An 18338-nucleotide genomic window follows, 5' to 3' on the forward strand; every position below is an offset into this window, starting at 1 on the left:
TCAATCCTTCAAGGCGTAGGCGATGACGTAGTCGCCGCGCTTGGTGCCGAACGAGCCGTGGCCGCCGGCCGCGGTGACGACATATTGCTTGCCGTCCACCTCGTAGCTCATCGGCGTCGATTGGGCGCCGGCCGGCAAGCGGTCCTCCCAGAGCACCTTGCCGTTGCGCACGTCGTAAGCGCGGATCGTGTATTCGTAGGTCCCGGTGTAGAACGCGACGCCGCCCGCGGTCGTGATCGGCCCCCCCAGCATCGGCACGCCCATCCTGAAAGGCAGCGGCAGTGGCGTGGTGTCCCGGATGGTGCCGTTCGGATGCTGCCAGATGATCTTCATCGTCTTCAGATCGATCGCCGCCATCGAGCCCCAGGGCGGCCGGTAGCACGGCACGGAGAGCGGCGAGAGGAAGCTCCAGATCTCCACCCCGAATGGCGTGCCATACATCGGCTGCGTCCCGACCTCGCTGCCGACCGGCTTCTCGGCCGTCGGTGCCGGAGGATTTTGGGGTCCGCGCGGAATGAGCCTTGAAGCGAAGGGCAGCGACATCGGGTTGGCGATGGCGATCTGTCTCACCGGATCGACCGCGATGCCGCCCCACTCGAACATGCCGAGATTGCCGGGAAAGACGAGCGTGCCCTGCAACGATGGCGGCGTGAACGTGCCCTCATAGCGCAGCCTGTGGAACATGATCCGGCACAGCAACTGGTCGAAGAGCGTGCCGCCCCACATGTCCGCGCCGGTCAGTTTCGCCTCGGGGCGGAATGTCAGCTCGGAGAAAGGTTGTGTCGGCGCGGTACGGTCGCCGGGCGCGGCCCCTTGCGGCACGGCCCGCTCCGGCGCCGGCACGATCAGCTCGCCGGTCCTGCGATCGAGCACGAAGATGTTGCCCACCTTGGTCGGTTGAATGATCGCAGGAACGACGCCCTTGGCCGTGCTCACATCGACGAGGCTCGGCTGCGAGGGAACGTCCATGTCCCAGAGGTCGTGATGCACCGTCTGGTACGACCAGACGCGCTTGCCGGTGTTGACGTCGAGCGCGACGATCGAGCTGGAATAGCGCTCGACCAGCGCATTGCGATTGCCGCCCCAGATGTCGGGCCCGTTATTGCCGGTGGGGATGTAGACGAGGTTCAATTTCGGATCGAACGAGGCCGCAATCCACGAATTCGGCGAACCGTTGGTGTAGTGCCGCGTCGGCGACGGCAGCTCGTTCTCGTCCGCCGCGCCGGAGTCCCAAACCCAAACCAGCCTGCCGGTGTAGACGTCGAAGCCGCGGATCACGCCAGAGGGCACGTCGACCCCGTAATTGTCGATCACCGCGGCGGCGACAACCAGAATCTTGTCGCTGACGACCGGCGGTGACGTCGGCTCGAAGAAGCCCGCCGTCTTGATCCCCATGCCTTGCTGCAGGTCGAGGCTGCCGTGATCGCCAAAATTCTCGCAGAGCTTGCCGCTATCGGCATCGAGGGCGATCATGCGGCCGTCGTTGACGGGCAGGAAGATCCGTCGGGGACATTCGGCGGGCGCGGGAGCGCCGCTGCTGTCGACGGCGCCGGCCGCGGTCTCGTGGTAGGAGACCCCGCGGCAGGTCATGTGCTGGAACGTCTTGTTGAACACCAGCTTGGGATCGTATCGCCAACGTTCCTTGCCGGTTTTGGCGTCGAGCGCAAACAGCACCTGGTGCTGCGAGCAGAGATAGAGCGTGTCGCGCACCTTGATCGGCGTGACCTCGAACGTCGTCTCGCCGGAATCCTCCGGCGTCGGCACGTCGCCGGTGCGGAAAGTCCAGGCGACCTGGAGCTTGCCGACATTGTCGGGCGTGATCTGCTTCAGCGGCGAATAGCGCTGTCCGAATTGCGTTCGTCCATAGGCGCGCCAATCGGCATCCGGCTGAGGATCGGCGTCGCTTTGCGGCACGGCCGCCGCCTGCTGGGCGATCGTGCCGTTGATGTCGTGGTAGCTCGACATCAGCGCGATGATAAGGGCGACGGACGACGCGGCGACGCCGATCCAGAGCGGCAGTGTCGCGCTGCGGTAGGAGGCCGGCTGGTCTCGCACCAACCCGCGAACGATCACCGGCGTCAGCAACCAGAGCGCCATGGGGACGACAATGTCGCCGCGCGATGCGAGCGGCCACCAGTCGAATTGCACTTCTGAGACGGCCCATCCCAGCGTGCCGACCAGCACGATCGCAAACAGCCATAGCGCTGAGCGGCGCTGTGCCAGCAACAATGCGCCGGTGGCAAGGATGCCGACACCGAGAACGACGTAGAAGATGGATCCCCCCAATGCCGCAAGCCAGAGGCCGCCGCCCGCGAGCACCAGGCCGATCACGGCGTAGACGAAACCCGTGATAAAGACGGCCCTGGATCGCTGCATGGCTGCTCCGGCGTGGCAAGGGGACCAAGCCTGTGCAAACGCGACAGACGGTGCTCGCTTTCCATCACTGTGGTCCAATCAACCACAGCTGGCAACCTGCAACCGCCGCGCCGGTTGCAATATCCGCGCGCAAAATGTTGCGATCTGATGTGATAGTACCTTGTCCGCGATCGTGCGCTCATTGGACGCGATCGCAGTTGCGGGCCACGTTCGCAGTGGCCGCTGAACCCACGGGAACCACATCCGCCATGTATCTTGGCATCGACCTCGGCACTTCCGCAGTCAAGACGGTCCTCGTCGACGACGCCCAGCGCGTGATTGCAAGCGAGAGCAGGGCTCTGACGATAGCCTCGCCGCAGCCTGGCTTTTTCGAGCAGGATCCCGCGCAGTGGCTCGAAGCGACCTTTGCTACGCTGGACGCCTTGAAGGCATCGCACGGAAAAGAGCTGGCGGCGGTTGAAGGCATCGGATTGTCCGGCCAGATGCATGGCGCGGTGTTGCTCGATGCGAGCGACAGGCCGTTGCGGCCCTGCATCCTCTGGAACGACGGTCGATCCGCCGCGGAGTGCCGCATCCTGGAGCAGCGCTGGCCTGCCTTGCGCGCGACGACCGGCAACAAGGCGATGCCCGGCTTCACGGCGCCAAAACTGCTCTGGATCGGGACACATGAGCCGGAGATTTTCGCGGCGACTAAGCGCGTCCTGATGCCGAAGGCGTATCTGCGGCTGGTGCTGACGGGCGAGGCGATCGAGGACGTCTCGGACGCATCGGGATCGCTGTGGCTGGACGCCGCGCGCCGGGATTGGTCGGATGCCGCATTGGCCGCAACTGGTCTGTCGCGCGCGCACATGCCCCGTCTGGTCGAAGGATGCGCGCCGGCGGCAACGCTCCGGAGCGAATTCGCACAGCGCTGGGGTATGGCGAGGCGTCCGATGATCGCGGGCGGCGCCGGAGACAATCCGGCGGGCGCCATCGGAATCGGCGCGATCAGGCCTGGAACTGCGTTTATCTCGCTGGGAACTTCGGGCGCGTTGTTGGCGCCGACCAACCACATTGCCGCCAACCCGGATCGCGTGGTCCACACGTTCTGCCACGCGATTCCCGGCATGTGGATTCATGCCGGCGCGATCCTCTCGGCGGCGTCATGCCTGGCCTGGGCCGCACGATTGTTCGGCGTCACTGAAGCCGAGCTACTGGTGCCGCTGGGCTCCCGCCCGCAGGCGCCCTCTGCGGTGAGCTTCCTGCCTTATCTTGCGGGTGAGCGGACGCCGCACGACGATCCCGTCGTGCGCGGCATGCTCGATGGTCTGAGCCACGGCACGGACCGCACGGCGATTGTTCAGGCGGTGCTCGAGGGCGTTGCCTTCGCGCTTGCGGATTGCCGCGACGCGCTGGGCGATGCCGGCATCGTGGTGGCGGAAGCCGATGTCATCGGCGGAGGCTCGCGGTCCCGGTTCTGGCTGTCGGTGCTGGCCAATGTCCTCAATCTTCCGATTCATCGCTTTGCCGACGGTGAAACCGGAGCGGCGTTCGGTGCGGCGAGATTGGGGCGGCTTGCTGTCACCGGCGAGGCAATCGAAGCCGTCTGTACGCCGCCGCAACGCGTCGAGACTTTCGCGCCCGATCGCGGGCTGGCCGAATCCTATGCCGAACGACTTCCCGCCTGGCGTGGGTTGTACCGGCCGAGCCTCTAGCATCGCTTTCGCTGTTGCCCTGTGCGACGGCCTTTTGTTTAATGCGCGAACCGCGTCTGAAAAATGAGACGCGGAGGGGAAACGCAATGTGCCGGGAGGCACGATGAACGATCCGATCCTCGAGATGCGGGGAGTTTCAAAATCCTTCTTCGGCATCAAGGCGCTGCGCGCCGTTGATCTGACGGTCTATGCCGGCGAGATCCATGCTTTGATGGGCGAGAACGGCGCCGGCAAATCGACCCTGATGAAGATCCTGTCGGGTGCCTACCGACCCGATCCTGGCGGGGAGATCCGCATCGAAGGCAAGCCGGCGCGGATCGAAGGCCCGCTTGGCGGCCGTGCCGCGGGCATCTCGATCATCTATCAGGAACTGTCTTTGGCCCCCAATCTGAGCGTTGCGGAGAATATTTATCTCGGCCGCGAGATCTCGCGTTCAGGTTTGCTGGCGCGGGGCACCATGCGTGAAGGTGTCGGTCCGATCCTGGAGCGGCTGGGCGCGGATTTCCTGCCGTCGACATTGGTGGCGCATCTGTCCATGGGCCAGCGTCAGCTCGTCGAGATCGCGCGTGCGCTGCACGCGCGATCGAAAATCCTGATCATGGACGAGCCGACGACCGCGCTGTCGGCCGGCGAAAGCGAGCGGCTGTTTGCGCTGATCCGTCAGCTCCGCGCCGAGGGGCTTGCCATCATCTATATCTCGCACCGCATGGATGAGGTCTATGCGCTCGGTGATCGCGTCACCGTGCTGCGCGACGGCCGCCTGGTCGGTTCGCTCGACAAGCAGGACATCCGCGCCGACGCCATCGTCCGCATGATGGTCGGGCGCGACGTCTCCTCCTTCTACAAGAAGGATCATGATCCCGAGGCAGGGAAGGGGCATCCGGTGCTCACCGCCATCGACATGGCTGACGGGCAACGCGTCAAGGGCTGCTCGCTCAGGGTGCATGCGGGCGAGGTGGTGGGGCTTGCCGGCCTGATCGGAGCCGGCCGCACCGAGCTTGCGCATCTCATCATCGGTGCGGCGCCAAAAATCTCGGGCCGTCTCGAGCTTGAAGGCCAACCGATCGACATTCGCACGCCCGGCGAGGCGCTCGAGGCGGGCATTGCCTATCTGACCGAGGACAGGAAGGCGCTGGGCCTGTTTCTCGACATGTCGTGCCTGGACAACATCAATCTCGCCGTGCTCGGTCGTGACGCGACGCTCCGCTGGTTCCTGGATCGTGACAAGGCGCGCGAGCGCGCCGACAGGGCCTTCACGGGGCTCAGCATCCGTGCCGCAAATGTCGGTGTCCCCGCAGGTGGCCTCTCCGGCGGCAACCAGCAGAAGGTGCTGTTGTCGCGGCTTCTCGCCATTGCGCCAAAGGTTTTGATCCTCGACGAGCCGACGCGCGGCGTTGACGTCGGCGCAAAGTCGGAGATCTATTCGATCATCGACAATCTCGCCAAGGCCGGCACCGCGATCCTTGTCATCTCGTCTGATCTGCCCGAAATCATCGGAATCTGCGACCGCGTCCTCGTGATGCGGGCCGGGCACATCGCCGGCGAGGTCACGCGCGGACCGAACTCGCCGCTGACGCAGGAAGACATCATGGCGCTTGCCACAGGGACGGAGCACATCGATGCCTGACAATGCTGCCTCGGAGGCCAGACCCGCTCCGACGATGACAAACGGGGGCGCCGCAGAGACGAAGCGCCAGCGGGTGAGGATGCTGATCAGCGCGCTCGGCATGCTGCCCGTGCTGCTGATCCTCAGCCTCGGCTTCCATTTCCTGTCGGACGGCCGTTTCTTCACCGGACAGAATCTCGGCATTGTCCTGCAGCAGGCTGCCGTCAACACCGTGCTCGCCGCGGGCATGACTTTCGTCATCCTTACCGGGGGCATCGATCTTTCGGTCGGCTCGATCCTGGCGGCGTCGGCAATGGCCGGCCTGACGATGTCGAAACTGCCCGAGCTGGGCGCGCTGTGGCTGCCGGCCGCGGTTCTCACCGGCCTCGGCTTCGGAATCGTCAATGGTGCGCTGATCGCGCTGCTGCGCCTGCCACCCTTCATCGTCACGCTGGGCTCGCTGACTGCCGTGCGCGGCCTGGCGCGGCTGCTCGGCGCCGATACCACGGTGTTCAATCCGTCCATTCCCTATGCCTTCATCGGCAACGGATCGCTGACGCTCGTGCCCGGCGTGGCGTCGATCCCATGGCTCTCGGTGATCGCTCTGCTCGTCATCCTGGTCTCTTGGCTGGTGCTGCGCCGGACCGTGCTCGGCGTGCATATCTATGCGGTGGGCGGCAATGAGAGTGCGGCGCGGCTTGCCGGCATCAAGGTCTGGGCCGTCGTGATCTTCGTCTATGGCGTGTCGGGACTGCTGGCCGGGTTGGGCGGCGCCATGCAGGCGGCGCGGCTCTATGCGGCCAACGGCCTGCAACTCGGACAAAGCTACGAGCTCGACGCCATTACCGCAGTCATTCTCGGCGGCACGTCTTTCGTCGGTGGCATCGGATCGATCTGGGGGACGCTGATCGGCGCGCTGATCATCGCCGCGCTCTCGAACGGCCTGATCCTCGTCGGCGTCTCCGACATCTGGCAATACGTCATCAAAGGCCTGGTGATCATCGGCGCGGTCGCGCTGGATCGTTATCGGCTGCAAGGTTCTGCCAGAACCTAAAGGTTGGCGCGCATGTGAGTGTGCGACGTGAAATTCGGCTACGGCAACTGGTCTGCCGTGCCCGGGGATGAAGACAGACCAGGGAGGAAGCCAATGTTGAAGACGATCTCGCTTGCCGGCGCCGCGATGGCGCTGGCCCTGACCACCGTGCCGTCCTCTGCCAAGGAGCTCAAGTCGATCGGCGTCTCGCTCGGCTCGATGGGCAATCCATTTTTCGTCGCACTGTCGAAGGGCGCCGAGTTCGAGGCCAAGAAGACCAATCCCAATGTGAAGATCACCACCGTCGGTTTTGAATACGATCTCGGCAAGCAAGTGACCCAGATCGACAATTTCATCGCTGCCGGCGTCGACCTGATCCTGTTGAACCCCGGCGATCCCAAGGCGATCGGGCCGGCGATCAAGAAGGCGCAGGCGGCGGGCATTGTCGTCGTTGCTGTCGACACCGCGGCTGAAGGCGCCGATGCCACCGTGACCACCAACAACGTCCAGGCCGGCGAGATCTCCTGCCAGTACATCGTCGACAAGCTGGGAGGTAAGGGCGATGTCATCATCGAAAACGGCCCGCAGGTCTCGGCCGTGATCGACCGCGTCACCGGCTGCAAGAACGTCTTTGCGAAGAATGCGGGGATCAAGGTGCTGTCCAGCGACCAGGACGGAAAAGGCTCGCGCGAGGGTGGGCTCACCGTTGCACAAGGCTACCTGACTCGTTTTTCCAAGATCGACGCCATCTTCGCCATCAATGATCCGCAGGCGATCGGAACGGATCTTGCGGCGAAGCAGCAAAACCGCAGCGGCATCATCATCACGGCGGTCGACGGTGCGCCTGACATCGAGGCCTCGCTCAAGGATCCGGCATCGCCGCAGATCCAGGCGTCAGCCTCGCAAGACCCGTTCTTCATGGCGCGGCGCGCCGTGCAGGTCGGCGTCGGCATTCTCAACGGACAGAAGCCGGCCTCGACCGTCGAACTGCTGCCGTCGAAGCTCGTGACCCGCGACAACATCAAGGATTACAAGGGCTGGACCTCGGATCGTTCGCAGTAGAACGGGCTGTCGTGGGCGGCGGTCCTCTGATGGGATCGCCGTCCACTCACTCATCCTTGCTTGACCGCTCGCTTCGGCACGGCCAACACCATCGGTACCGTGACTGCGAAAATCGCGGCACCGATAACCCATACGAGGCCGGTCCAACCCGGCCGCGACAGGGCGTAAACGCCGCCGAAGGCGAGCGGGCCGAAGATGGCAGCCAGGCTGACGAAGCTTGCGACGACGCCCTGCAATTGGCCCTGGCGTTCGCCATCGACAGCTTTCGACTGTAGCGCGCGCAGTGCCGGCGCGCTGATGCCGCCGAACGCGATCAGCGGGATCAGCGCGAAGGCGATCCAGCCTGCCTGCGCGAAGGCGAGGATAAAGAGCGCGACGGCCTCGCAGCCGATGCCCAGAAGAAGCGTGCCGCGTTCGCCGAGCCTTCTCGTGAGCGGAGCAATGGCGAAGGCCTGCACCAGGGTCACCAATGCGCCGAAGACGCCAAGCGAAACGCCGATATCGGTCGCGGTCCAGTGGAAACGATCCGTGACGAAAAGCACCCAGACCGTGCTGTAGGTCTGGCCGACGAGGCTGACGAGCAGGAACACGGACAGCAGCGGGATCAGCGTACGAAACGTCAACGCCCAGCGCAGCGGCGCAAATGGGTTCAGCGTCCGCCATGCGAACGGCTTGCACTCGGTGCGGTGCGTCTCCGGGAGAACGAACAGGACAAGCAGGACGTTCACGCTGCTCACCGCAGCAGCGGCAAGGAACGGCGCACGTAGTGAAATGTCGCCGAGCATGCCACCGATGACAGGACCGATGACGAAGCCGGCGCCGAAGCAGGCGTGGAACAGGCCGAAGCGGCGAGCGCGCTCCGCCTCCGGTGTGATGTCCGCGATGGTGGCGGTGATCATCGCCACGCCCGCCGCCGTGAGACCGGCAATGGTGCGGCTGACGAAGAGCAGCCACGGGTATGGCGTGAAGGCCATGATCAGATAGTCGACGGTCGACCCGGCAAGGGCGAGCAACAGCACCGGTCGGCGGCCGAGCCGGTCCGACAGAACGCCGAGCACCGGCGTGACGACGAATTGCGTGAGTGCGTGCAGGGCCAGTAGCGTCCCGTAAAGCGCGGATACGTTATTTGTGCCGGCCATGGCACGCAGCAGATTTGGCAGCGACGGGAAGATCAGCGCGATGCCCGATGCCTCGAGGGCTGCGCAGGCGAGGATCGCGACAAGCGGCCGGCTCATGGGATGTTGCGGCCTGTCAGTCAGCCGACAGTTTCCGCCAACGCGGACGCTGCAAGAGGCGGAGCCTCCATCCAGCGGATCGGATCGGTCAAATCAGATGCCGCCCATTTGGCGTCAGCGGCCTCCACCGCGAGAGCGACGGCCTCGTCATCTTCAGGCGCCATCGCGGTCAGGAGATCCGGGCGCTGCCGCTGCGCGATGGCGAAATAGGGATCGTTGGGGATCGGATGCCAGAGCCAATAGGCGGCAGGCTGCTCCGCCGTGAAGCCATCGACCTGAGCCGCGATCTCTTGGGTGAATTCGGACGCGGCGGCCTCAACGGGCATCCACGTCCGGTATTCGACCGGGGCGAGGATGTTCATCGAAAAGCCTGTCGCATCACGGCGGGACGCAAAGCCTGGCAGGACCAGCGTGCCCGTCCGCGCATAGCGCGCCGGTCCGGGTGGGTAGCGGAAGTCGGAATCGTGGGTCTTGACGGTTATCCCTGCGTATTTGGCGCTGGGGTAGACGTCGACGACCATGAAGACGACGCCCTTGTTCTGGAGGATCCGCGAGATCTCGGCTCCGGTGTTGCGTCGTGCGAACGCGATCGGCGTAGCAGCAGTCGCGCTCCGGCCGGCGTAGATCCACCGTTCGGTCGGTGTCGGCTGGCGGCCGATCGAATAGACGAAGCCGACGTTGAAGCCACGGTCCTTGAGATGTGCCGCGAACAGTTCGAGGCTGCCGATGTGAGGCACGGCGATGATGCAGCCGTTGCGTGATCGCGAAAGCGCCCGTGCGAGACGATCGAGAGCCTTTTTCGGAATCCTGGCTTCGAGGCTCGTGGCCCTGCCGCGATCCTGCTGCAGATTGGCAAGGTCGAACAGGACGGTGATCCAGGCCGCCAAACCGTCGATCACATGATCTGATGTCGCGGTGCTACGGCGAATGATGCTCTGGCGCAGGAACATGTTGCTGCCCATCGTGCTCGGCATGCGCGCGATCAAACCTGCGATTTCGCGCGCGACATCCACCTGACGCGCGACGGGCACGATGGGGGCCAGGCGGTCGACAAGATTCACGACCGCGGTCTGAATGTCGCCGTGCTCACGGGGAAAGGGCGGCGGATTAGCCTCGCGCGGGTCGATGCCTGCTGCTGTTTCCTGGAACGTCATGCGAACCCCAACCCCGCCATATTGCGGGAAAATCACACCACACAAGAGTTACCAGCTTCTCAAGGTTGGCCTTCAGCCATCGTCGGTGGTCTCGGGCTCGCGGCTGGAATCCTCGGAAAAAGAACGGTTTAGCGCCGTAGTGGGTTGACCCCGGCGAACGATATGTCAGACAAGGACAGGTCTCGGCCGGGAGCTGGAAGCCGGCTGCCCGTAGAGCATTTTTGGGAGCATTTGCGGATATGGCTGAGCGGGTCGCTCTGATCACCGGTGTGACGGGCCAGGACGGGGCTTATCTCGCCGAGCACTTGCTGTCGCTCGGCTATGTCGTGCACGGGATCAAGCGGCGCTCGTCCTCGTTCAACACCGCACGCGTCGATCACCTCTACCAGGACCCGCATGTCGGCAACGTGCCGTTCCTGATGCATTACGGCGACATGACGGATTCGACCAATCTGATCCGCCTGGTGCAGCAGATCCGGCCGACCGAGATCTACAATCTCGCGGCGCAAAGTCACGTCGCGGTCAGTTTCGAGAGTCCGGAATACACCGCCAATGCCGACGCGATCGGCGTGCTACGGCTCCTGGAAGCGATCCGCATCCTCGGCATGGAGAAGGAGACGCGGTTCTACCAGGCCTCGACCTCCGAGCTTTACGGCCTCGTGCAGGAGATTCCGCAGAAGGAGACGACGCCGTTCTATCCGCGCTCGCCTTACGGCGTCGCCAAGCTTTACGGCTACTGGATCACGGTGAACTACCGCGAAGCCTATGGCATGTTCGCGAGCAACGGCATCCTGTTCAACCATGAGAGCCCGATCCGCGGCGAGACGTTTGTGACGCGCAAGATCACGCGCGGCGTGGCGCGGATCGAGGTGGGACTCGAGGACACGCTCTATCTCGGCAATCTCGAGGCCAAGCGCGACTGGGGCCACGCACGGGATTATGTCGAGGGCATGCACATGATCCTGCAGGCCGGCAAGCCCGACGATTTCGTGCTCGCCACCGGCGAGATGCATTCGGTGCGCGAGATGGTCGAGTTGGCGTTTGCGCAGGTCGGCCGCCGCGTCGAATGGCGCGGTGCAGGCGTGGACGAGACCGGCGTCGATGCCAGGAGCGGCAAGACTGTAGTGAAGATCGATCCGACCTATTTCCGCCCGACCGAGGTCGACCTCCTCGTCGGCGACGCCAGCAAGGCGCGCCAGGTGCTCGGCTGGAAGCCGAAGCGGACCTTTGGGCAGCTCGTCGAAGAGATGATGACGAACGATCTGGCGGATGCCAAACGGGACATCGCGAATGGCAAGCGTACCGTTTGAGCTGAAGGGCAAGAGCGTCTACGTCGCCGGTCATCGCGGCATGGTCGGCAGCGCGATCGTGCGCCGGCTGGCACGGGAGAGTGTGAATCTCGTCACCGTCGACCGGCGCGAGGTCGATCTCTGCAACCAGGCCGCCGTGTTCGACTGGTTCGCGCGCGTGCGGCCGCAAGTGATCTTTCTCGCCGCGGCAAAAGTCGGCGGCATCGTCGCCAACAACACGCTGCGCGCCGAATTCATCTACGACAACATCGCGATTGCGTCGAACGTGATCCACGCTGCGCATCAAAATGGTGCCGAGAAGCTGATGTTCCTCGGCTCGTCCTGCATCTATCCGAAGCTCGCACCGCAGCCGCTGCGCGAGGATGCCGTGCTCACCGGTCCGCTGGAGCCGACCAACGAGCCTTATGCGATTGCCAAGATCGCCGGCATCAAGATGGCGGAAGCCTATCGCAGCCAATATGGCAGCGACTTCATCAGCGTGATGCCGACCAATCTCTACGGCCCCGGTGACAATTATCATCCCGAATTGAGCCACGTGGTCGCCGCCTTGATCCGCCGCTTTCACGAAGCGAAACTGGCGGGCGCGAAGACCGTTGCGGTCTGGGGCACCGGCACGCCGCGGCGCGAATTCCTCTATGTCGACGACATGGCGGATGCCTGCGTGCACTTGATGAAGACCTACTCGGGTGCGGAGCTGATCAATATCGGCACCGGCAAGGACATCGCCATCGCCGAGTTCGCCCGCGTGGTCGCCGAGATCGTCGGCTATCGCGGCGAGATCTCCTATGACACCTCGCGCCCCGACGGTACGCCGCGCAAGCTGCTCGATGTCAGTCGGCTCGACAAGCTCGGCTGGCGCGCGACGACATCGCTCGAGGACGGCCTGAAGCGCGCCTACGAAGCGTATCAGGCGGCTACGCCGGTTCCGGCGCAATCCTAGGAACCATCACCGCAAGCACGAGTTGGCCGCTGGGGCAGGGTGACATGCCACACGAGGCCAATCGTGCAAGACATCGTGCGCGTGCGTTCGACAGCGCAGATCGCGGGCCATCCCATTCATCCGGTGCCGGTGCCGATCACGATCGCCGGCTTCATCGGCGCGCTGCTGGTCGCCGACGACGGCGGCAACACGGTGTGGCGGGTGACGGCGGCGCATGCGCAGGTGACTCAACGATAAGGTCACGCAGCGACAGGAGAGGGATGATGGGTCTTGCCCAATACGCGATCGTACCGGTCCAGGACGAGTGGGGCGTGCTGCACGACGGCAACGTCAACGGCAAATATGCCACCAAGGAATCGGCATTCGAATCGGCGGTTGCCGCCGCCTCGCTGGCGCTTCGTCAGGGACATGAGGTGCATGTCAGCGTGCCCGGCCGCAAGGCAGGCGAGAACGCGCTCGGAAGCTAGCAGCCTCACACGATCAGTCGCCCACGCCGCTTGGCAAGTCCGATCGTCACTTCGGCGCCCGCGTTGAAGTCGAGGCGGTCGGCCTCGACGCCGTCGCTGAAGATGACGCCGTTTTCCGCCATCAGCGAGCGGATGCGCAGCTGCTCCTCAGAAGCGAGCCGGCCGCAGACGAGATTGGTTTGCGAGTGACGGCTCGGGAAGGGCTCGCGCACGGCGAAACGCAGCTCGGGTGCGTCCCAGGGCAGGGCATCATAGCCGTCCAGCGGAGGCGGCAAGCCCAAACTGCCGGCGATCGCGAGCGAGCCGGTCACGATGCTTTTGAACCAGGCGGTCGATCCGAGCCCGGTTGAGACGATCAACCCGCTCGAGGATTGTCGCTCCGTCGTCCCGCCGGCCGCAATCTCGTAGATCGCGGAGACATGCGTGCGGGCGCCGATGAAGAGGTCGTTCACGGCATGAAGCACCTGCCCATCGCTGAGCCGCGCTTCCGCCATGGTCACAGCCTGGCTGCCACGCTTCTCGGTGGCGACCTCCGGCAGCAGCTTCGCGAGGTCGTGCGGTGCGAAGGGCAGCAGGATGCCGTCATAGCGCGCAGGGTCCGGGTTGAGCCCGATCAGCGGATGGTCGTCGAGATATTTCATCGTGTTGGCGACGACGCCGTCCTGGCCGAGCGCGACCACGATGTCGTCGGGCGCGAAGATGAAGTTGGGCAGGAAGCCGCGCTCGATGACTTGATAGCGTCCCCATTGCTCCAGCACCTGCAGCGTCGCGTGCCGCTGCGCCTGATAGACCTCGTGCTCGCGCTCGTAGTCGGAGAAGTCGGCGCCGAGATGCTCGACATAGAAGCGCGCCTGCGCGGCCGTCAGGTAACGCGCGACCAGGTCCTCCAGCCTGGTCTTGCGCGTCACCAGCACGATCTTGCGGTCATTGGCGGCGGGCATTGGCGGCCTCCGGCTTCGGCTTGTCGATCAACTGGCTGAGCAGGTCCGGCGAGACGTTGAGCTGGCCGATCTTCTCGGCCTTCTCGGCGATGCCGGAGAAGGCCTGCGCGATCAGCTGGCCCGGCTGCATGCCGGCCGCAGCGAGCGCCTGGATCACGCGGGTGTCGACGCCCTCGAAGATCTTCATCAGCGCGCCGACGCGATAGGCCTCGGCATCGGCCAGCGTCCGGGTGTTCTCGGCGTTGAGGCCGACAAAATCCTTGCGCTTGCCTTCCAGCACGATATCCGCGGCCATGCCGGCCTGGCGCAGCTCGTTGCGCTTGGCGGCGACGCTGGCCTCGGCGTCCATCTGGGTCTCGCGGATCGAGCGCTTCTTCTGCTCCACCGCGATCTCGGTGTCGAGCTCGCTCTCGCGAATGGCGCGTTCCTGCTCGACGGCGAAATTGCGCCGCGCGAAGATCGCCTCGTCCGCAGTCTTCAGGATCGCTTCGCGGGCCTGCGCCTCCAGCGCCTTGGCGGTATCAGGCGTCGGCTTGATGCCGCGGATCGATACGCCGAGGATTTCGAGGCCGAGCGCTTCGATGTCGGCGCGCCCGCGCAAGCCGCCCGCAATGATGTCGGCGATGCGGTCGGAAGCCTGCAGCGCATCCTTCAGCGTCAGCTCCTTGATGGCCTGCTGCGCCAGCACCTCGACCGTGCCGAGAATGCGCTCCGGCAACTTCTCGGGATCGTCGGTCTCGTAGGTCTTGCCGTCGGACTTCAGTGTGAAGTTGAGCATCGATGCCGCCTTCTTCGGCTCGCTGACGCGATAGGTGACGTGGCCCTGCACGGTCAGGGTCTGAAAGTCGCGCGCGATCTGCTGGAAGATGAAGGCGGCGTCGCGGCTGCCGACGGGGACGGCGACGAGCGTGGTCACCGGGCCGTAGTAGAACGTGGAGAGGCCGGTGCCCTCGGCGACGACAGCGCCGGCGCGGTACTTCATCACGTAGGTGGTGGGCTGCGCCTTGATGAACCTGAGGCCAAACATGGCTTACTCCTGTCGTTAGCTTATAAGTTGGTCTGAACAACTAAGTAAGTTGGACTGTACAACTAAGTATGCTACTGTCAAGGCCGAACAGGGGAGGTCGCCGATGGCGGGTGAAGCTCGGGCCGAAGCGCTTGGAAAAGCGGGACAATTGGACTTCCCGCGGCCCCTGACCACGGTCGATGTCGTGATCTTTGCGATTCGCGACGACAGGCTTCAGGTATTGCTGGTGCAGCGTCCGGCCGGCGAGGGCGAACCATTTCCGCTAAGCTTGGCGCTGCCCGGTGGCTTCGTCGATGTCGCGAAAGATCGCGATCTCGCAGCCTGCGCGGCACGCAAGCTCAAGGACAAGACCGGCGTCACCAGCCCTTATCTGGAGCAACTCGGAAGCTGGGGAAGCGCTGCGCGCGATCCGCGCGGCTGGTCGGCGACCCACGCCTATTTCGCGCTGATCCAGGCGGATGCAAGCGCACTGACGAACGATGCGCGGTGGTTTCCGATCGGCGGCGGCAGGCTCAAGGAGAAGCTCGCCTTCGATCACGGCGACATCCTGGCCAGCGCAATCCAGCGGCTGCGCAACAAGGTCGAATACACCTCGCTGCCCGCGTTCCTGATGCCCGCGGAATTCACGCTGCCCGATTTGCAGCGCGTCTACGAGATCGTGCTTGACCGTTCTCTTGAGAAGAGCGCTTTCCGCACCCGCATTCTGTCGGCCGACATGATCGAGCCGGTCGCGAAGATGCGGCGCGGCCCGAACCGTCCGGCTCAGCTCTATCGCCTGAAGAAGGGCAGGGAGCCCGTGTATTTCGTGCGGACGTTCAATCCGCCGGAGTGATTTGCGCGGCGGCGTGCCGGGCCCTCCGTCAGCGCGTATGAGCGCAGTCCGGGGGCTTTGGCCTAGATAACATCATGTTAGGTTTATCGCATAACTGGGTAATTGTGTTAGCCCGGCGAAAGCCTATTGTCGCGTCAATCAAACACCTGTCGGCAGTGACAAACGCTTGCGGAGACCCCGTACAGCGCGCGGCGAATGCTGCCCAGTTTCTCCAAGAAGCCCGCCCACGGGACGCCAGCAAACCAGTTCGGAGGAAACCCAGGATGACCGGAATCCATCACGTGAGCCAGTCGAGGAAGGCCGCTGCGAGCGGCTGGATCGGGTCGGCTCTCGAATATTATGACTTCTTCATCTATGCGACCGCTGCGTCGCTGATCTTCCCGCAAATCTTCTTCCCGTCGGACAATCCCACCGTCGCCATCGTTGCATCGCTGGCGACTTACGGCGTCGGCTATGTGGCCCGGCCCATCGGCGCCTTCGTCCTCGGACATTGGGGCGACACCCATGGACGCAAGACCGTCCTCATCGTCTGCATGTTCTTGATGGGCCTCTCCACCATGGCAGTGGGCATCCTGCCGACCTACCAACAGGTCGGCATCCTCGCGCCGGTTCTCTTGGTCGTCCTTCGCCTGGTGCAGGGCTTCGCCGTGGCCGGTGAAATCTCCGGCGCAAGCTCCATGATCCTGGAGCACGCGCCGTTCGGTCGCCGCGGCTTCTATGCAAGCTTCGCCCTCCAGGGCGTGCAGGCCGGACAAATTCTGGCGGCAGCCGTCTTCCTGCCGCTGGCGGCCTATATGCCGACCGACGCCTTCAACAGCTGGGGCTGGCGGATTCCCTTCCTGCTCAGCTTCTTCGTCATCGTCGCGGGCTACATCATTCGCCGCGAAGTCGACGAGACCCCGGCATTTGCGCGAGAGGGCGAGCGGGGCGAAACGCCGCGGGCGCCCATCGTTCAGGCCATCAAGCTGAGCTGGCCCGACATGCTCCGGGTCATCTGCATGGCGCTGATGAACGTCATCCCGGTGGTTGCGACCATCTTCGGCGCGGCCTACGCGGTCCAGCCGGCTTACGGCATCGGCTTTGCCAAGGACGTCTATCTGTGGATCCCGGTTCTCGGAAATATGGTGGCCGTGTTCGTCATTCCCTTCGTCGGCAGTCTGTCCGACAAGATCGGCCGCAAACCTCCGATCATCGTGGGTGCGCTCCTGTCCGGCGTGCTCGCCTTCCTCTATCTCTATGCCATCAGCATCAGGAACGTGCCGCTGGCGATCCTGGTCTCGCTCTTGATGTGGGGCGTCGTCTATCAGGGCTACAACGCGATCTTCCCGAGCTTCTATCCGGAACTGTTCCCGACGCGCACCCGCGTGTCGGCGATGGCGATCTCGCAGAACATCGGAACGACCATCACCGCGTTGCTTCCGGCCCTGTTTGCGACCGTGGCGCCTCCCGGCTCGGCCAACATTCCGTTGACGGTGGGGGCGATCGCCTTCGGCATCACCGTCATCGCGGCGCTGGCGGCCCTCACGGCCCGGGAGACCTATCGGATCAGCATCGACGATCTCGGCAACCCCACCGCCGTTCCGATGGCGCGGGCCGACTATGAGCGGCAGCGTGCGGGCGCGGCGGGCGCTGCTGCCGCGGTTCGGACCTGACGTCAGGAGAGAGGCCGCTGCGATGATGTTCGCAGCGGCAACGCTTCACTATATAGTGTGACTGTCGATTGAAGTTTTAAGCGCGTGAGCGCGATCATGATGAGGTTGCAGGATGAATCCCGCTGTTGTTGCCGTCGCAATCACCGGCTCCGTTCCACGCAAGAAGGACAATCCCGCGGTGCCGATCTTGCCGGCCGAGCAGATCGAATCGACGCAACAAGCCTTCGAGGCCGGTGCCGCGCTCGCGCATATCCATGTCCGCAACGACGACGAGACGCCGTCATCCGACCCGGAACGCTTTGCCCTGGTGCAGCAGGGCATCAGGAAGCATTGTCCTGGCATGATCGTGCAGTTCTCGACCGGCGGGCGCGGCCGCGATCCCTCGGCGCGTGGATCGTCGCTCTATCTGAAGCCCGACATGGCGTCGCTCTCCACCGGCTCGGTGAACTTTCCGACCATCGTCTATGAAAACAGCGCTGCCCTGGTCGAGACTCTCGCCACCGGCATGAAGGCAAATGGCATTCGTCCGGAAATCGAGATCTTCGATCTGTCGCATCTGCACGGCGCCCGCCGCCTGATCGAGGCGGGGTTGATGGACGCGCGCCCGCACGTGCAATTCGTCATGGGCGTCAAGAACGCGATGCCGGCCGACGAGCATGTGCTCGACATCCTGCTGGCAGAGCTCAAGCGGCTGATCCCGAAAGCGACATGGACCGCAGCCGGCATCGGACGCCACCAGGCCGAGGTCATGGATTGGGCGCTGGCGCGGGGCGCCGACGCAGTTCGCACCGGGCTCGAGGACAACATCCGGATCGACAAGACGCGCCTCGCTGCCAGCAATGCGGAGCTCGTGACCGTCGCCTGTGAGGCTCTCGCGCGCCACGGCCGGCGCGCGGCGACTGCAGCCGAGGCGCGATCCTTGCTCGGGATCGTGGGGTAGGGACGACCGTCTGCACCTGACATCTGCCTGACATGCTCCTGGCTGCCTTCTGCCATTCGGCGGTCGGCG

Annotated in this window: 16 protein-coding genes; 11 read left to right on the forward strand and 5 right to left on the reverse strand. The window is 64.4% G+C overall.

Annotation, left to right across the window (positions count from 1 at the left end; translation table 11 throughout):
* Nucleotides 1–2376, reverse strand: a complete 2376-nt coding sequence (locus ACWAT4_RS16545; RefSeq protein WP_449730938.1) for a glucose/quinate/shikimate family membrane-bound PQQ-dependent dehydrogenase — start codon at nucleotides 2374–2376, stop codon at nucleotides 1–3.
* Between the two features lie 248 nt (nucleotides 2377–2624).
* Between ACWAT4_RS16545 and xylB the strand changes: the two genes are divergently transcribed.
* The 4 genes from xylB (at nucleotide 2625) to ACWAT4_RS16565 (ending at nucleotide 7771) form a co-directional block, all read left to right on the forward strand.
* Entirely contained in the window at nucleotides 2625–4070 is a 1446-nt protein-coding gene (gene xylB / locus ACWAT4_RS16550) for a xylulokinase (protein WP_212301633.1), read from the forward strand.
* Between the two features lie 103 nt (nucleotides 4071–4173).
* Nucleotides 4174–5697, forward strand: coding sequence for a sugar ABC transporter ATP-binding protein (locus ACWAT4_RS16555; protein ID WP_212301632.1), 1524 nt, complete (start codon nucleotides 4174–4176; stop codon nucleotides 5695–5697).
* Nucleotides 5690–6730, forward strand: a complete 1041-nt coding sequence (locus tag ACWAT4_RS16560; protein WP_212301631.1) for an ABC transporter permease subunit — start codon at nucleotides 5690–5692, stop codon at nucleotides 6728–6730. Before ACWAT4_RS16555 ends, ACWAT4_RS16560 begins: the two co-directional genes overlap by 8 nt.
* Before the next feature lie 93 nt (nucleotides 6731–6823).
* Nucleotides 6824–7771 carry an ABC transporter substrate-binding protein gene (locus tag ACWAT4_RS16565; protein WP_212301630.1) on the forward strand — a complete coding sequence of 316 codons (948 nt, stop codon included), beginning with the start codon at nucleotides 6824–6826 and terminating at the stop codon, nucleotides 7769–7771.
* A gap of 50 nt (nucleotides 7772–7821) precedes the next feature.
* On the opposite strand, the gene ACWAT4_RS16570 is transcribed toward ACWAT4_RS16565, so the two are convergent.
* Together ACWAT4_RS16570 and ACWAT4_RS16575 are read right to left on the reverse strand one after the other, a co-directional pair.
* On the reverse strand, nucleotides 7822–9006 hold the full coding sequence (locus ACWAT4_RS16570) for a TCR/Tet family MFS transporter (RefSeq protein ID WP_212301629.1): 1185 nt from the start codon (nucleotides 9004–9006) through the stop codon (nucleotides 7822–7824).
* A 20-nt stretch (nucleotides 9007–9026) separates the two neighbouring features.
* Nucleotides 9027–10160 carry a lysophospholipid acyltransferase family protein gene (locus tag ACWAT4_RS16575; protein WP_212301628.1) on the reverse strand — a complete coding sequence of 378 codons (1134 nt, stop codon included), beginning with the start codon at nucleotides 10158–10160 and terminating at the stop codon, nucleotides 9027–9029.
* 239 nt (nucleotides 10161–10399) lie between these two features.
* Here ACWAT4_RS16575 and gmd point away from each other — a divergent pair, with 239 nt between their 5' ends.
* The 4 genes from gmd to ACWAT4_RS16595 all read left to right on the forward strand — a co-directional run bounded on the left by gmd (nucleotide 10400) and on the right by ACWAT4_RS16595 (nucleotide 12877).
* Nucleotides 10400–11470, forward strand: coding sequence for a GDP-mannose 4,6-dehydratase (gene gmd, locus ACWAT4_RS16580; protein ID WP_212301627.1), 1071 nt, complete (start codon nucleotides 10400–10402; stop codon nucleotides 11468–11470).
* Nucleotides 11451–12410 (forward strand): GDP-L-fucose synthase, encoded by a 960-nt coding sequence (fcl, locus tag ACWAT4_RS16585; protein ID WP_283815606.1) that lies wholly within the window; start codon nucleotides 11451–11453, stop codon nucleotides 12408–12410. The genes gmd and fcl overlap by 20 nt, the downstream gene beginning before the upstream one ends.
* 63 nt (nucleotides 12411–12473) lie before the next feature.
* Entirely contained in the window at nucleotides 12474–12647 is a 174-nt protein-coding gene (locus ACWAT4_RS16590; RefSeq protein ID WP_449730939.1) for a DUF2231 domain-containing protein, read from the forward strand.
* 26 nt (nucleotides 12648–12673) lie between these two features.
* Nucleotides 12674–12877 (forward strand): hypothetical protein, encoded by a 204-nt coding sequence (locus ACWAT4_RS16595; RefSeq protein WP_212301824.1) that lies wholly within the window; start codon nucleotides 12674–12676, stop codon nucleotides 12875–12877.
* Between the two features lie 5 nt (nucleotides 12878–12882).
* Here ACWAT4_RS16595 and ACWAT4_RS16600 read toward each other — a convergent pair whose 3' ends face one another.
* The gene (locus tag ACWAT4_RS16600) at nucleotides 12883–13818 is read right to left on the reverse strand and encodes a diacylglycerol kinase catalytic domain-containing protein (protein WP_212301626.1); all 936 of its coding nucleotides are present in this window, start codon (nucleotides 13816–13818) and stop codon (nucleotides 12883–12885) included.
* Nucleotides 13802–14845 (reverse strand): SPFH domain-containing protein, encoded by a 1044-nt coding sequence (locus ACWAT4_RS16605; RefSeq protein ID WP_212425083.1) that lies wholly within the window; start codon nucleotides 14843–14845, stop codon nucleotides 13802–13804. Before ACWAT4_RS16605 ends, ACWAT4_RS16600 begins: the two co-directional genes overlap by 17 nt.
* Nucleotides 14846–14948: 103 nt before the next feature.
* Here ACWAT4_RS16605 and ACWAT4_RS16610 point away from each other — a divergent pair, with 103 nt between their 5' ends.
* The 3 genes from ACWAT4_RS16610 (at nucleotide 14949) to ACWAT4_RS16620 (ending at nucleotide 18269) form a co-directional block, all read left to right on the forward strand.
* Nucleotides 14949–15677 (forward strand): NUDIX hydrolase, encoded by a 729-nt coding sequence (locus ACWAT4_RS16610; RefSeq protein ID WP_449730940.1) that lies wholly within the window; start codon nucleotides 14949–14951, stop codon nucleotides 15675–15677.
* Nucleotides 15678–15940: 263 nt separating this feature from the next.
* Complete coding sequence (locus ACWAT4_RS16615; RefSeq protein WP_212425081.1) at nucleotides 15941–17329, forward strand: MFS transporter; 1389 nt, start codon at nucleotides 15941–15943, stop codon at nucleotides 17327–17329.
* A 112-nt stretch (nucleotides 17330–17441) separates the two neighbouring features.
* Entirely contained in the window at nucleotides 17442–18269 is an 828-nt protein-coding gene (locus ACWAT4_RS16620; RefSeq protein ID WP_212425080.1) for a 3-oxoadipate:acetyl-CoA acetyltransferase, read from the forward strand.
* Nucleotides 18270–18338 lie beyond the last annotated feature (69 nt).

This window comes from Bradyrhizobium sp. T-1, assembly GCF_053592855.1.

Coding starts and splice junctions, on each gene's coding strand:
- ACWAT4_RS16545 (WP_449730938.1), bottom strand. CDS start 2,376: ATGCAGCGATCCAGGGCCGTCTTTATCACGGGTTTCGTCTACGCCGTG.
- xylB (WP_212301633.1), top strand. CDS start 2,625: ATGTATCTTGGCATCGACCTCGGCACTTCCGCAGTCAAGACGGTCCTC.
- ACWAT4_RS16555 (WP_212301632.1), top strand. CDS start 4,174: ATGAACGATCCGATCCTCGAGATGCGGGGAGTTTCAAAATCCTTCTTC.
- ACWAT4_RS16560 (WP_212301631.1), top strand. CDS start 5,690: ATGCCTGACAATGCTGCCTCGGAGGCCAGACCCGCTCCGACGATGACA.
- ACWAT4_RS16565 (WP_212301630.1), top strand. CDS start 6,824: ATGTTGAAGACGATCTCGCTTGCCGGCGCCGCGATGGCGCTGGCCCTG.
- ACWAT4_RS16570 (WP_212301629.1), bottom strand. CDS start 9,006: ATGAGCCGGCCGCTTGTCGCGATCCTCGCCTGCGCAGCCCTCGAGGCA.
- ACWAT4_RS16575 (WP_212301628.1), bottom strand. CDS start 10,160: ATGACGTTCCAGGAAACAGCAGCAGGCATCGACCCGCGCGAGGCTAAT.
- gmd (WP_212301627.1), top strand. CDS start 10,400: ATGGCTGAGCGGGTCGCTCTGATCACCGGTGTGACGGGCCAGGACGGG.
- fcl (WP_283815606.1), top strand. CDS start 11,451: ATGGCAAGCGTACCGTTTGAGCTGAAGGGCAAGAGCGTCTACGTCGCC.
- ACWAT4_RS16595 (WP_212301824.1), top strand. CDS start 12,674: ATGGGTCTTGCCCAATACGCGATCGTACCGGTCCAGGACGAGTGGGGC.
- ACWAT4_RS16600 (WP_212301626.1), bottom strand. CDS start 13,818: ATGCCCGCCGCCAATGACCGCAAGATCGTGCTGGTGACGCGCAAGACC.
- ACWAT4_RS16605 (WP_212425083.1), bottom strand. CDS start 14,845: ATGTTTGGCCTCAGGTTCATCAAGGCGCAGCCCACCACCTACGTGATG.
- ACWAT4_RS16610 (WP_449730940.1), top strand. CDS start 14,949: ATGGCGGGTGAAGCTCGGGCCGAAGCGCTTGGAAAAGCGGGACAATTG.
- ACWAT4_RS16615 (WP_212425081.1), top strand. CDS start 15,941: ATGACCGGAATCCATCACGTGAGCCAGTCGAGGAAGGCCGCTGCGAGC.
- ACWAT4_RS16620 (WP_212425080.1), top strand. CDS start 17,442: ATGAATCCCGCTGTTGTTGCCGTCGCAATCACCGGCTCCGTTCCACGC.